This window comes from Pseudomonas sp. NPDC077451, assembly GCF_044543345.1.
Taxonomy (GTDB): domain Bacteria; phylum Pseudomonadota; class Gammaproteobacteria; order Pseudomonadales; family Pseudomonadaceae; genus Stutzerimonas.
This window is the reverse complement of record NZ_JBITVX010000001.1, coordinates 424,581-438,343: the sequence shown is the minus strand read 5'-3', so window position 1 is coordinate 438,343 and position 13,763 is coordinate 424,581. Positions and strand designations below refer to the sequence as shown.

At 61.4% G+C, this 13,763-nt stretch carries 13 protein-coding genes and 1 other RNA gene; 8 read left to right on the top strand and 6 right to left on the bottom strand.

Features of this window, described 5'->3' with window-relative positions:
- Positions 1–105 precede the first annotated feature (105 nt).
- Positions 106–1,260, bottom strand: coding sequence for an elongation factor P maturation arginine rhamnosyltransferase EarP (earP, locus tag ACIGHL_RS02025; RefSeq protein WP_128119135.1), 1,155 nt, complete (start codon positions 1,258–1,260; stop codon positions 106–108).
- A gap of 288 nt (positions 1,261–1,548) precedes the next feature.
- Positions 1,549–1,645: signal recognition particle sRNA small type (gene ffs / locus ACIGHL_RS02020), an RNA gene on the bottom strand.
- 302 nt (positions 1,646–1,947) lie between these two features.
- Between ffs and ACIGHL_RS02015 the strand changes: the two genes are divergently transcribed.
- Entirely contained in the window at positions 1,948–2,934 is a 987-nt protein-coding gene (locus ACIGHL_RS02015) for an NAD(P)/FAD-dependent oxidoreductase (protein ID WP_128119134.1), read from the top strand.
- Positions 2,935–3,009: 75 nt separating this feature from the next.
- On the opposite strand, the gene ACIGHL_RS02010 is transcribed toward ACIGHL_RS02015, so the two are convergent.
- Positions 3,010–3,939 carry a ZIP family metal transporter gene (locus tag ACIGHL_RS02010; RefSeq protein WP_128119133.1) on the bottom strand — a complete coding sequence of 310 codons (930 nt, stop codon included), beginning with the start codon at positions 3,937–3,939 and terminating at the stop codon, positions 3,010–3,012.
- Positions 3,940–4,181: 242 nt separating this feature from the next.
- Between ACIGHL_RS02010 and ACIGHL_RS02005 the strand changes: the two genes are divergently transcribed.
- The 7 genes from ACIGHL_RS02005 (at position 4,182) to ACIGHL_RS01975 (ending at position 12,284) form a co-directional block, all read left to right on the top strand.
- Positions 4,182–5,366, top strand: coding sequence for an efflux RND transporter periplasmic adaptor subunit (locus ACIGHL_RS02005; RefSeq protein WP_128119132.1), 1,185 nt, complete (start codon positions 4,182–4,184; stop codon positions 5,364–5,366).
- Positions 5,367–5,371: 5 nt separating this feature from the next.
- The gene (locus tag ACIGHL_RS02000; RefSeq protein WP_128119131.1) at positions 5,372–6,592 is read left to right on the top strand and encodes an ABC transporter permease; all 1,221 of its coding nucleotides are present in this window, start codon (positions 5,372–5,374) and stop codon (positions 6,590–6,592) included.
- Entirely contained in the window at positions 6,585–7,316 is a 732-nt protein-coding gene (locus ACIGHL_RS01995; RefSeq protein ID WP_128119130.1) for an ABC transporter ATP-binding protein, read from the top strand. Before ACIGHL_RS02000 ends, ACIGHL_RS01995 begins: the two co-directional genes overlap by 8 nt.
- Before the next feature lie 181 nt (positions 7,317–7,497).
- Positions 7,498–8,361, top strand: a complete 864-nt coding sequence (locus ACIGHL_RS01990) for an MBL fold metallo-hydrolase (protein ID WP_128119129.1) — start codon at positions 7,498–7,500, stop codon at positions 8,359–8,361.
- Between the two features lie 22 nt (positions 8,362–8,383).
- Positions 8,384–10,135, top strand: a complete 1,752-nt coding sequence (locus tag ACIGHL_RS01985) for a bifunctional protein tyrosine phosphatase family protein/NAD(P)/FAD-dependent oxidoreductase (protein WP_128119128.1) — start codon at positions 8,384–8,386, stop codon at positions 10,133–10,135.
- A complete protein-coding gene (locus ACIGHL_RS01980) occupies positions 10,132–11,883 on the top strand; it encodes a SulP family inorganic anion transporter (RefSeq protein ID WP_128119127.1) in 1,752 nt (583 codons plus the stop codon). The genes ACIGHL_RS01985 and ACIGHL_RS01980 overlap by 4 nt, the downstream gene beginning before the upstream one ends.
- A 20-nt stretch (positions 11,884–11,903) precedes the next feature.
- Positions 11,904–12,284 (top strand): rhodanese-like domain-containing protein, encoded by a 381-nt coding sequence (locus ACIGHL_RS01975; protein ID WP_046162268.1) that lies wholly within the window; start codon positions 11,904–11,906, stop codon positions 12,282–12,284.
- An 84-nt stretch (positions 12,285–12,368) separates the two neighbouring features.
- Here ACIGHL_RS01975 and ACIGHL_RS01970 read toward each other — a convergent pair whose 3' ends face one another.
- From ACIGHL_RS01970 to ACIGHL_RS01960, 3 genes are read right to left on the bottom strand one after another with little or no spacing between them, the layout of a single operon-like run.
- Positions 12,369–12,569: a YgaP family membrane protein gene (locus ACIGHL_RS01970; protein WP_045425862.1), complete on the bottom strand. Its 201-nt coding sequence runs from the start codon at positions 12,567–12,569 to the stop codon at positions 12,369–12,371.
- Between the two features lie 13 nt (positions 12,570–12,582).
- A complete protein-coding gene (locus tag ACIGHL_RS01965; protein WP_128119126.1) occupies positions 12,583–13,002 on the bottom strand; it encodes a DUF6691 family protein in 420 nt (139 codons plus the stop codon).
- A gap of 2 nt (positions 13,003–13,004) precedes the next feature.
- Positions 13,005–13,439 (bottom strand): YeeE/YedE family protein, encoded by a 435-nt coding sequence (locus tag ACIGHL_RS01960; RefSeq protein ID WP_128119125.1) that lies wholly within the window; start codon positions 13,437–13,439, stop codon positions 13,005–13,007.
- Between the last annotated feature and the right edge of the window lie 324 nt (positions 13,440–13,763).

The window sequence follows — 13,763 nt, the reverse complement described above, 5'->3', positions numbered from 1 at the left end:
GGGTCTGTTCCTGTTTCGTCGCAAGCCGCGTTACTGCGACGCATGGCGCCGTTGCCGCCCCATATTGGCAGCCTTGCCGATCGATCAAGCCAGAGCAGCCACGGGTCAAACCGAAGCAGGCCCTAACCAGTCTGCGTAAAAAAGCACCAGCTTCCCGGCCAGATCGCCGTTGGCAACCTGCTTGTGTGTCCAGCGGTCAGCATGCGCCTGCAGCTCTGCCTCATGCTCCAACATTGCGGTCCAGGCCTTGCCGCTGCCTGTGCCCTCGTTCCAGGCTCGCCAGAACTCACGTAGCGCTAGCTCCGCCTGCGGGGAAAGGTCGCGGACATACAGATCCAGATAAGCGTTGAGCTTGTCCCAGTGCGCATCTTCCTCCTGAGGATAGATATGCCAGACCAACGGCCGCCCTGCCCACTGCGCCCGGATGAACGATTCCTCGCCGCGCACGGCATTGAAATCACAGCACCAGAGCAGCATGTCGTACTGGTTCTGGGTCATGAACGGCAGCACTGCAATCTGCAGCGCACCACGGGCATGACGGTCACCGACTCGCAGCTGCTCGAGTCCCAGCCAGGCAGCCACGTCGCCCAGAACCCGGCCCTCAGGCACCAGCAGCTGCGATGGGCGCGCATCAGCAGCCAGTGCATCGAGCCATCCGGCGACGGCGCGATTCTCGTAGGCGAACAGTGAGAGCAAGCGCGCGCCGGCCGGCGCGGTCAAATCAAAGCTCTGGAGAAAGGCTTCACGTAGCACCGGATTGGCTTGAAACGCCTCCCGGCGTGCCAGTAGATCGCCCTCGCGAATCAACCCGCCGGTGCCCTGCTCGAAGCCCGGAAAGAAGAAATACTTCTGCAAGCCATCGGGCTGCATAGAAGGCAGCGCATGGCAGCCCACCACCCAATCTTCTGCACTGAGGTATTCCAGATTGAGCCAGAGGATGCGGCGCTCGCTGCCGGCCATTTCCTTTATATAAGCGTCGGGAAGCTGGCAGGCAAAAGCCTCAATCACCACATCTGCCGGCTCGGCGCCGGGCCAATCAGGTGTCCAATGACGCACCTCGACACCTTCATGCCATTGCTGATCGGCGGTGGTGCTGCTACCCGGACAAAGCCGAGCGAAGGTATCGAGATCATCGACCCACAGCCGCACGCGCTGGCCGTGCTCTGCCACCAACTGCCGCGCCAGCCTCCAGGTCACGCCAATGTCACCGTAGTTGTCGACGACTACGCAAAAGATGTCCCAGCTTGTTTTAACTGACAAACGAAACCCCTTGAATGATCCGTTCCAGGCTGTTTGTGCCTGCAGGATGCCTGCAAAAGAATACTGACAACGGCCTACCAACCGCGTTTAAAGCGAGGCGCGTGTCGACAATGCCAAGTGCTCTCAACTGCTTCCGTGGGCAAGCTTGTATGCGTTTTTTGAGCATTGCTGTCGGTAAGCTGTCGCCCATCAGGCCGATAAGAAGGCGTGAGAACTCGCTCCGGCTCACCGGAAGCCGATGCTAGGGGGAATATAAAGAGGGGGAAATACTATCGTCATGGAGGTGAACCCTACCAGCCACACCCCGGCACACAATGTCACCGCTGCGGCTGCTCCCTTCCGGGCCTGACCGGGTTCACGGCTGATCGTTGCGGGGGGACCGGCAGGGCCCACCATGACAAACCCGCCTGGCGGCGAGCGGCGCCATTGTACCGGCTTATCAGCAACTTACAACCACTGCCTACGAACAGCGGATTCCCGGCCGAATGCGCTACTCGACGGGAGCATAACCGTCGGTCAGCAACCCTGAAAACCGGGGAGCTGTTTACCGCATTGCGTCGAAACCCTCTAGCCAAAGACGGGCGTCTGTCCGAGGATGGGGAGGCTAAGCGCTATCGAACGCTTGTCATGAAATCATGCCGCAACAAATCGTTTGTGCGGCTGATCGCACCAGCATACGAGGTAATCATGAGCAAGGCTCCAATCGCCATCATCGGTACCGGGATCGCGGGCCTTTCCGCAGCCCGTACACTTCACGATGCCGGGCAGCCCGTACATCTGTTCGACAAGAGCCGCGGCAGTGGTGGCCGCATGGCCAGTAAACGCAGCGATGCAGGCTCGCTCGATCTGGGCGCGCAATACTTCACCGCCAGGGATCGCCGCTTTACCGACGCCCTGCGTCAGTGGCACGCCGAGGGCTCGGTCGACCAGTGGTCACCGAGCCTTTTCCAGGCTCGCGACGGACAGCTGACGCCTTCTGCCGACGAGCAAGTGCGCTGGGTCGGCACGCCGACCATGAGCGCAATCACCCGCGGCCTGTTGGGCGAACTGCCGGTCACCTTCAGCTGCCGCATCACTGAGGTGTTTCGCGGTGAGCAGTTTTGGACACTCGTCGACGCCTCCGGCGCCAGCCATGGCCCCTTCAGCCACGTGGTGGTTGCGGTTCCGGCTCCCCAGGCCGCCGCGTTGCTAGCAAGCGCCCCCAAGCTCGCGGCCGTTGCTGCAAGTGTCGCGATGGAACCGACATGGGCAGTTTCGCTGGGCTTTGCCACACCGTTGAGCACCCAGGTGGAAGGCTGTTTCGTTCAGGACGATGCACTGGACTGGATAGCTCGCAACCGCAGCAAACCGGGGCGAGACGGCGAATTCGACACCTGGGTGCTGCACGGCACCAGCAACTGGAGCCGCCAGCATCTCGATCTATCAAAGGAAGCGGTGATCGAGCGCCTGCACGGCGCTTTCGCTGAGCTGATCGACTGCGTAGTGCCGGCACCGGAGTTCACCCTGGCACATCGCTGGCTGTATGCCCGGCCGGCCCAGGCCCATGAGTGGGCGGCGCTAGCCGACGCCGGACTGGGCCTGTATGCATGCGGTGACTGGTGCCTGTCCGGCCGGGTCGAAGGTGCCTGGCTCAGCGGTCAGGAAGCCGCCCGCCGGCTGTTGGAAAATCTATAAGCAGAGCCTGCGCCTGCGCCTGCTCGATCAGATCCGCCGGGCTGCCTAAACGCGGCAGCTCGGCGCTAGCTGAGCTCAACCCAGCGCGGTGTCCAGAAACATCATCACGGCGAAGCCCAGCATCAACCCGAGCGTGGCGGGCGTCTGATGGCCGTTGCGGTGGGTCTCAGGAATGACTTCATGAGACACCACGAAGATCATGGCGCCCGCAGCCAAGCCGAGACTGACCGGATAAGCAATGGCGAATCCGCTGGACATGCCGATGCCAACCAGCGCACCGATGGGTTCCATCAGCCCGGAGGCTGCCGCTATCAGCACGGAGGCCCGCGCCGAAAGCCCCGTCGTGCGCAGCGCCAGTGCAACGGCAAGACCCTCCGGGATGTCCTGAATTGAGATCGCCGTGGTCAATGGCAGACCGACACTCAAGTCGCCATTGGCGAAACTCACGCCAATGGCCATGCCCTCTGGAATGTTGTGCAGGGCGATGGCGAGAACGAACAGCCACACTCGGTTAAGCCGCGCGAATTCGGGGCCGCGGGGTCCAGTGCTCTCATGCTCATGCGGTGTGAAGTGGTCCAACCCGAGCATCAGCAAAACGCCAAGGCCAAGCCCGACCACGACGGTCAATGCTGCAGCGGGCCCATTGCCAAACAGCTCACGGCCGGCTTCCAGCCCCGGCAGGATCAACGAGAACGCGCTGGCTGCCAGCATCATCCCGGCTGCGAAACCCAGCATGCTGTCCTGGGTGCGAGTCGAGATATCACGCAGGCCGATCGCCAGAAAAGCGCCAACAGCGGTGGCAACGAACCCCGCGCTCCCGCCCAGTATGGCGTAGCGAACGTTGCTGGACTCATTATTGAAAGCGTTGACACCACCGGCCACCAGCAGTAAGAGCACGACCACCGCGGCAGCGGCAAGACTGAAGGTAATCCACGGACTGGCCTGGGCCTGAGCGAGCCAGACGGAGCGTAAAGTGGCAGCGGGGCTTTGAGCGGTTGACGCCATGATCAGCAAATCCTGACAGCGGGAAGGTTGATTGTACGCAGCCTCTTCTCAGGGCGAGGCTATGGCTGTGATAGTCCTGCACTACGAAGGGACTCACTGTTTGAACCCAAGAGCCTGCTGATGATTCAACGCTGTTGGGCTGTCTCCGCCGAGTGATACCTGCGCTGTACCCATAACGCGTGATTGTCCGTAAGCTTGTGGCGTCCGATGGTCGTCATGTGCCGCACAGGGAGTGGTCCGTTTTGCCTGCCGCCAAATCAATCCGCCGCGCGTTTGTATTACTCATTGTGCTGCTTTTGATTGCAGGCTGGCTGGGGTGGCGTCAGTTGCAAGGGCCCGAGCTGCCTGGTTACCGGTTGGAAACACGGCCATTGGTGCAACGCGTGGTCGCCAGTGGAGAGGTGGACACCCAGTCGCTGGTCCAGATCGGCAGCGAGATCACTGGCGTCGTTGCCACGCGGCATGTGCGTGAAGGCGACACGGTGAAAGCCGGTGACTTGCTGCTGGAGCTGCGCGACGACGAGCAGCGTGCCCGTTTGCGCGAAGCCGAAGCTGCCCTGCAGCAACTGATCGACTCCACTCGCCCGCAGGCAGAAGCATCAGCACGCGAGACCCAACACAACTTCGAGCAGGCAAACCGCGAGCTGAAACGCCGGCAAGTACTGTTCGACCGCAAGTTGCTGGCTTCCGAACCGCTTGAACAGGCGCGCCGCGCGGAACTGACGGCGCGCGCTGTGCGTGATCGTGCACGGTTCGCCGCTGCAGCGCTGGCCGCGGGCGGTAGTGAAGAGCAGGTGCAGCGCCAGCGCCTGGAAGCAGCACGCGCAGCGCTGGCGAAAACGCGCATCCAAGCGCAGGTGGAGGGCATCGTACAGACACGCGACGTCGAACCCGGTGATTTGGTCCAGCCGGGCCGCACGCTGCTGACTATCGCGCGCTCCGGCAGCAGCGAAATCCTCCTGCCTCTGGACGAGAAGAACCTGGCACCAGTCGAGCTCGGCCAGGCAGCCAAAGTCGTCGCTGATGCTTATCCCGAACGGGTGCTGCAAGCACGGGTCAGCTTCATCGCGCCGAGTGTCGATACGACTCGCGGCACCATCGATGTCCACCTCGACCTGCAGGGGCCAGCCGATTTCTTGCGTCAGGGCATGACGGTATCGGTGAACATCGAGACCGGCCGCCGTGAGCAGGCGCTGGTGTTACCCAACGATGCCCTGCTCGCCCGCAATGGCACTCGCGCTCAGGTGCTACGGGTAAACGCCGGTGTGGTCGAGCGCGTTGATGTTCGCCTGGGCCTGCTGGGTACTGCACTGAGCGAGGTGGTCGAGGGCCTGACAGCTGGCGACCTGGTGCTCGCTGGCGATGCCGAAGCTGGCCAGCGCGTGCGAGTTCGTGAGCAACCGATGCCTCGCGGCATCCAGGATTGACTGCCGTGCGCCTGGTGGATTCACTCTGGACGGAATGGTTGATTGCCCTGCGCTTCCTCCTGGACAACCGCATGCAGTCGCTTCTGATCATCTTCGGCATTGCTGTCGGCTCTGCCGTCATCGTGTTCATCACCGCATTGATTACTGGGTTGCAGGCCAACGTCATCGAACGGACCCTGGGCACCCAGGCGCATATCCGTATCCTGCCGCCCGATGAGGTCAACCGCATTCTCCCTGCCGACGATGGCAGCTGGTCGTTAGTACTGGAGAGTCCACGAGCGCAGCGCCTGCGCTCGATCATTAACTGGCAGGACATACGCGACGTGCTCGATGAAGATCCGCAGGTGCTTGCCGTGTCGCCAGTCATCAGCGGTCCGGCTATCGCCCGACGCGGCGTCGCACGTGCATCCGTCGCGCTGCTCGGCATCGACCCGGTGCGTTATCAGCAGATCATCCCACTGACCGATGACCTGATCGCCGGCCAGTTCATCGTCGGCGCCGGCAATGCAGTGATTGGCAAGGAACTCGCCCGCGACCTGGGCCTTGGCATCGGTGACAAGCTAAAGCTAGACGCCGGCGAAGGCCGCGAGGCGGTGGTCGACATCGCCGGGATCTTCGAACTAGGCGTGCGCGAGCTGGATGCGCGCTATGTATACCTCGACCTAAAGCAAACCCAGACGCTGCTCGACCTGGCTGGAGGCGTCACTGTCATCGACACCACCGTCGGTGAAATCTTCGAAGCCGACCGCATCGCCAAACGACTGGCCCGCCTGACCGGCCTGCGTGCCGAAAGTTGGATGGAAACCAACGGTCAGCTGCTCAACGCGCTCAGTTCGCAAAGCATGACCACTGAGATGATCCGCATCTTTGTCGGGATTTCCGTTGCCTTTGGCATCGCCAGCGTGTTGGCCGTTAGCGTCGTCCAACGCACCCGCGAGATCGGCATCCTGCGGGCGATGGGCAGCCCGCGTGGGCAGATACTCCGCGTGTTCCTGCTGCAAGGGGGCTTGCTCGGTTTGCTCGGCTCGGCTTGTGGGGGCGCCGTCGGCTGGGGGCTGGTACAGGTCTTCAATCTGGCTGGGCCACGCCTGTTTTTCATACCGGTCGACCCCACGCTGGTACCACTGGCAATGCTGGTCGCAACGGTTACCGGCGTATTGGCCGCCGCCATGCCGGCACGCCGCGCAGCGCGTTACGACCCTGCCGTGGCGATCCGCTATGTCTGAATCCGCTGCCAGCCAGAACGTCGAAGAAGTACTGCGTCTCGAACAGGTACGCAAAGCATTCAACTTAGGAACACCTCTGGAAACGGAAGTGCTGCACGGCATTGACTTACGTCTGTGCCGCGGTGAGCTGACCGCGCTCATCGGACCATCCGGCTCCGGCAAAAGCACCCTGCTCAACCTGATCGGGCTGCTCGACGCGCCCAGCTCAGGCGAGCTTTATCTGCTCGGCCAGGCCACTCGCAACAGCGATGATGAAACCCGCACGCGTCTGCGCAACCAGGCCATCGGTTTCGTGTTTCAGTTTCACCATCTGATTTCGGCATTCAGCGTACTGGAGAATGTGCTGATGCCATTGATGATCCGCCATGGGAGGCCCTCGAGCGCGGATATCGACCTGGCCCGCAGTCTGTTGAACGAAGTCGGGCTCGACGCGTTCGCCGACAAGAAACCCACGCAAATATCCGGCGGTCAGCAACAAAGGGTCGCCATTGCCCGCGCGCTGATAACCCGCCCTCCGCTGCTGCTGGCCGACGAGCCAACCGGGAATCTCGACACTCGCACTGCGCAAAGCGTGTTCGAGCTGTTCCACCGTATTAATGTCCAGTTCGGTTGCGCCGTACTGGTTGTGACCCATGATCCGCGACTGGCCGCCGACTGTGCGCGAACCATTCAATTGGTTGATGGCCGTATCGTCAGCGACCACTCCCGCACCGAAACACGCTGATCCCTGCCCCCGCCCGAGCCGGTCAAAACCTTCGTCAGCGAAGTCAGCTTCGCCTTGAAATACCGGCAGAATTGGCTCGCCTCTCTTAATAACTATTAAATCTAAGCATATAACCGTATCTAGCGATAAAATCCTTCCAGGTATACTCCCACCCGTATCAAGCCAAGCGAAGGAGCAAGCCATGAATGCCCGTGTTGAAGCGTTCTTCGATCCCGCGACCTTTACGTACAGTTATGTAGTCAGCGACCCAGAAACGCGTCAGTGTGCGCTGATTGACTCGGTGCTGGATTACAATCCGGCGTCGGGCCGCACCTCGCATGCCGGGGCTGAGCGGTTGGTCGACTACGTGCGCGAACACGACCTGAAAGTGCAATGGTTGCTCGAAACCCATGTGCATGCTGACCACCTGAGCGCCGCGCCATACCTAAAACAGCAGCTGGGTGGGACGTTAGCGATCGGTGATCAGATCACCGTAGTACAGGACACCTTTGGCACCCTGTTCAACGCAGGCAGCGAGTTCGCCACGGATGGCCGTCAGTTCGATCATCTCTTCCACGACGGTGATGTTTTTCAAGTTGGTCACATCCAGGCGCGGGCGATTCATACGCCAGGCCACACGCCAGCCTGCATGACCTATGTGATCGGCGACGCCGCGTTCGTCGGCGACACGCTGTTCATGCCCGATTACGGCACCGCGCGCTGCGACTTCCCCGGTGGAAATGCGCGGACGCTATACCAGTCGATCCAGAAACTGTTCACGCTACCAGCCGAGACCCGAGTGTTCATGTGCCACGACTACAAGGCACCGGGTCGCGAAGAGTTCCGCTACGAGACCAGCATTGCAGCCGAACGGGAGCACAACATCCACGTACACAGCGGCACCAGCGAGGACGAGTTCGTCGCCATGCGTACCGCGCGCGACGCCACCCTGGCGATGCCCACGCTGATTCTGCCGTCGGTGCAGATCAACATGCGTGGCGGTGAGCTGCCAGCGCCTGAAAGCAACGGTACTCGCTATTTGAAGATCCCTTTGGACGCGCTGTAACTGCCTGTGTGGAGGACGTCATATGCAAACCCTAAAACGCCTGACCCCCTTCATCTCGGTGGCCGCCCAGCTGGATCCGGCCGATATGGCCCTGCTGGCGGGAAGCGGCTTTCGCTGCGTCATCAACAACCGTCCGGACAACGAGGGCGAAGGCCAGCCGTCCAGCAATGCTATACGCGCTGCGGCCGAGCAATCAGGGCTTGAATACCACCACCTTCCGGTAGTTTCCGGGCAGATCAGCGATACCGATGTCGCCGCCTTTCGCGCGCTTCTGGAGCGGGTCAAAGGCCCCGTGTTGGCGTTCTGCCGGACCGGCACCCGTTCAGCCTCTCTCTGGGCGTTGGCCGAGGCTCATCATCTGGACCCTGATGAACTCATCCAAACCGCTCGACAGGCTGATTACGATTTGACTGCCCTGCGACCGCGCCTGGAGCAGTACTGGCAATATGCAGCGGGCGGACCGCCGCTGAGCCCTACTCCCACGTTCTCCGCCACGCCACGTTATGACGTGCTGGTAGTCGGCGGCGGAGCGGCAGGCTGCGCCGTGACGGCCAGTTTGCTCAAGCGCGACCCCGACCTGCGCATCGCAATCATCGAACCACGGGAACAGCATTACTATCAGCCGGGCTGGACGCTGGTCGGTGCCGGCGTGTTCGATCGCGCCAACACCGAACGCGCCATGAGCCGTTGTATCCCGACAAAGGCACAGTGGATTCGCGCAGCCGTAGAGGCCTTCGATCCGGAGCATCAGCAGGTGGTGCTCGAGGACGGCAGCCGCATCGGTTACCGCTCGCTGGTGGTCTGTCCGGGCCTGAGCCTCGACTGGGACGCTATCGAAGGTGTGCGTGACAGTCTCGGAAAATTCGGCGTGACGTCCAATTACGCCTTCGAGCTGGCGCCTTACACTTGGCAACTAGTACAGCATCTGCGCCATGGCAGAGCCCTGTTCACTCAGCCTCCTATGCCCATCAAGTGTGCCGGCGCACCGCAGAAGGCCATGTACCTATCCTGCGACCACTGGCTCAAGGGAAGCGTGCTGAAGGACATACAGGTGGACTTCTGCTCAGCTGGGGCGGTGCTGTTCGGCGTCGCCGAGTTCGTGCCTGGCCTGATGCGCTACGTGGAACGTTACGGCGCAATGCTCAACTTCAATAACAACCTGATTGCAGTCGACGGTCCGGCGCGTAAAGCCTGGTTCAAGGTGACCGACGGAACCGGCCAGAGCAGCACGGTCGAACGCGAATTCGATCTGCTGCACGTCGTGCCGCCGCAGCATGCCCCCGATTTCATTCGCCAAAGCCCACTGAGCAACGCCGATGGCTGGTTCGAAGCCGAGCATGAAACCCTTCGCCACCCCCGCTTCGGCAATATCTTCAGTCTCGGTGACGTCTGCTCTGCACCAAACGCGAAGACTGCTGCAGCGGTGCGCAAGCAAGCACCCGTTGTGGCGGAGAACGTACTGAGCGTGCTCAGGGGCAAGGGACCGCAAGCCATCTATGACGGCTATGGCTCCTGCCCTTTAACGGTCGAGTTTGGCAAAGTGATCCTCGCCGAGTTTGGATACGGCGGCAAACTGCTGCCGACTTTCCCCCTTGACCCCAGGGTGCCCCGGCGCCTGGCCTGGAAACTGAAGACACGGTGGATGCCGTCGATCTACTTCGACATGATGCTCAGGGGCCATGAATGGCTGGCCGAACCGAAACATCTGGACTTCGAGCCTCGGCCAGCCGAGGCCGTCAACGCCTGTGATTTCACTCAGGAGAAGAAGGGATGATGCAGCGGCTCGCCCGCCACCTACCGTGTCTGGAATGGGGGAAACAGTATGACAAGGCCGCTGCGGCCAAGGACAGTCTGGCCGCGCTGATCGTAACGCTCATGCTGATCCCGCAGAGCCTGGCCTACGCAATGCTTGCAGGCCTGCCACCGGTGACAGGCCTGTACGCCAGTATCCTGCCGCTGATTGCATACACGCTTTTCGGCACCAGCCGCACTTTGGCGGTCGGCCCCGTCGCCGTGGTATCGCTGATGACGGCTGCGGCCCTCGGCCCTTTGTTCGCATCCGGCAGCGCCGCGTATGCAGGCGCAGCATTGCTGCTGGCACTGATGTCCGGCGCGACCCTGCTGGCCATGGCGGTTCTACGGCTGGGTTTCCTCGCCAATTTCCTTAGCCATCCGGTGATCTCCGGCTTCATCAGCGCCTCGGGCATACTGATTGCCCTCGGTCAGCTCAAGCACATTCTCGGCATCTCAGTCACTGGTGACAACGCGCTGCAGCTGCTACGAGGATTGATCCAAGGCCTGCCAGAAACGCACGTGCCCACACTCGCCATCGGCACCAGCAGTCTGGTTTTCCTGTTTTTAGTGCGCAGCCGCCTGGGCCGCTGGCTGCAACGGCTTGGCATGAACGCCCGCACCGCTGGCACGCTGACCAAAATCGGGCCGGTCGTTGCCCTGCTCCTGGCGATAGCGGCGGTCAGCGGCTTTCAGCTCGCCGCTGCAGGGGTTCGAGTGGTCGGCGAAGTGCCCCAGGGGCTTCCATCATTGAGCCTGCCACCGCTAGACCTGGCCCTTATTGCTCAGCTTCTGCCTGCGGCAGTGCTGATCAGCCTGGTTGGCTTCGTCGAGTCGGTCTCGGTGGCACAAACCCTGGCCGCCAAACGCCGCGAACGCATCGAACCCAATCAGGAGCTAGTCGCCCTGGGTGGTGCCAATATAGCCGCGGCGCTGAGCGGAGGTTTTCCGGTCACCGGCGGTTTCGCCCGCTCGGTGGTTAACTTCGATGCCGGTGCACAGACGCCACTGGCTGGTGCGCTAACAGCAGTCGGCATCGGCGTGACGGTATTGTTCTTCACACCGCTGTTTCACAACCTGCCACATGCTGTGTTGGCCGCCACCATCATCGTGGCCGTACTCAGCCTGGTGGATCTCACCGCGCTCACCCGCACTTGGCGGTATTCCCGCCAGGATGCCGCCGCCATGGCTGCCACCATGCTCGGTGTACTGCTGATCGGCGTCGAGACCGGCATCATCATGGGCGTGGGCCTATCATTGCTGCTGTTTCTCTGGAGAACCAGCCAACCGCATATTGCGGTCGTAGGACAGCTCCCCGGCAGCGAGCACTTTCGCAACATCGAGCGTTTCGCCGTGGTACAGAGCCCCAGGGTGCTTTCGGTGCGGGTCGATGAAAGCCTCTATTTTCCCAACGCGCGGTTTCTCGAGGACCGCATTGCCGAGCTGTTGGGCCAATACCCACACGCCGAGCATCTCGTGCTGATGTGTCCCGGCGTCAATCTGATAGATGCCAGCGCGCTGGAAAGCCTCGAAGCCATCTCCGCACGTCTTCACACTGCTGGCGTCCAGCTTCACCTCTCCGAAGTGAAGGGCCCCGTGATGGACCGGCTGCGCCGCACCGATTTCCTCGAACACTTCGGCGGGCAGGTGTTCATCAGCCAGTACGAAGCGCTGCTCGCCCTGGATTCACAGACCACTCGACACGCACTTGAACGGCAGCGTTGCAACTGAACCAGCATGGGAGACCGTAGATGAAAAATGCACACGACCTCGTCGAACAGGCCCGGACCCGTATCCAGGAAATACCCCTAGGCGATGCCGAAGCGGCAATCCAGGCGGCGGATATTGTGATCGATGTACGCGAAGCCGATGAGTTTCGCGAGGGCCATATCAATGGCGCCACGAACATTCCGCGTGGCCTGTTGGAGTTCAAGCTAAGCGGTACGCCCGAGCTGGGCGCACGAGACATGAACATCGTGCTCTACTGCAAGACCAGTGGCCGCGCAGCGCTGTCAGCTGCATCGTTACAGGACATGGGCTATCTGCACGTGAAATCGATCGCCGGCGGTTTCGATGCCTGGACCGAAGCCGGCAAGCCGGTAGCGAAACCGAGCCTGCCGAGCTTTGAGTAACCCCGCAACGTCAGCATGTCCATAAAGCAGAAAACCGGCGTCAACGTCGGTCTTCTGCTGGACGAGCCTGCCCTCGCATCCTTGTCAGGGCTTGGTACTGCACGCCTTGCAAGTCTTGATACCGAGCAGCGTATAGGCCGGGCAAAAGCGGAAAAGGCCCGTGGCCAAAGGTAGCAGACCAATCCAGCCCCAGACGCCAATCATGCCAGCTAGAGTAAGGCCGATTAGCGCTAGGCCGATCACGATCCGCAGTGTGCGGTCAATGGTTCCGATGTTGGCTTTCATAATGACCTCCAGGTCAGCAAGCGCGCCGGCTTTCCAGCGCGGAGAACAGCAACATCCCGCCGAGCATGGCAAGGACAAACAAGAGCACCTGCCAGTGACCGCTGAGCAACACGGCGATCGCCGGGCCCGGACAAATACCGGCAATGCCCCAGCCAATACCGAATATCAGACTGCCGCCGATCAGACGCCCGTCGAGCTCGCGTTTGCTGGGCAATTGCATCGGAGCGTCGAGTAACGAGCGCTGGCGCGCCTTGGCCAGGCTGAAGGGCACCAGCGCCGTCCCGATCGCACCAACCATGACCATCGCCAGCGACGGATCCCAGGCGCCGAACAGATCAAGAAAGCCAATCACCTTGGCTGGGTTGGCCATGCCCGACAGCAACAACCCCAGCCCGAATAGCAGGCCGGCGGCAAACGAGGCCAGCTTGCGCATAGTCAGCCCCCGAGAAGATGACGAAGGACAAAGACGGTAGCGAAGCCGGCTGCCATGAAGGTCAGGGTCGCCACGATAGAGCGCGGGGACAGCCGGGAGATGCCGCACACTCCGTGGCCACTGGTGCAACCGGAGCCATAACGAGTACCGATGCCGACCAGCAACCCAGCCACTCCTAGCCCAAGCCAACCCGACTGAAACTCCAAGGCTGGTAAGGAGGTAAACGACACCCACAACAACGGCGCCAGCAACACGCCAAGAATGAACACCAGCTTTTCCCCCCGCCCCTCAGCATCGCGCTCCAGCAGGCTGGCGAGCAGACCGCTGATACCGGCGATACGGCCATTGAGCAGAACGAACAGCCCGGCCGCCGCACCAATCAGCACGCCGCCGGCCAGCGCGGTCCAAGGCGTGAAGTTGCCCCAATCGATCGTCATAGCTGATCCATTTTCCGAAACAAGTGGCAATGGGAGATGGCATGGCCGACACCACCGAAGCCCCGCCCTGCGACGAGCCTGATGCCTGACGCCGAGGAGTGTTCGCAACAGCGCCACAGGCTTATCCAGGTTGGCCGCCATCAATGAACATAGTTAATCGCATAACAATATATTTATCAATATATTGTTATGTAGCATAGACCGAAAGAAGTTGGCCGTAAGCGGTGGCATCGATAGCATGCCCCTACCGGTATGCAAGGCTGACTGGCCGTCCCGGTGACCGAGCATGTCAGCAGACGCCCTTTTCGTAACGCCAGGTATCAG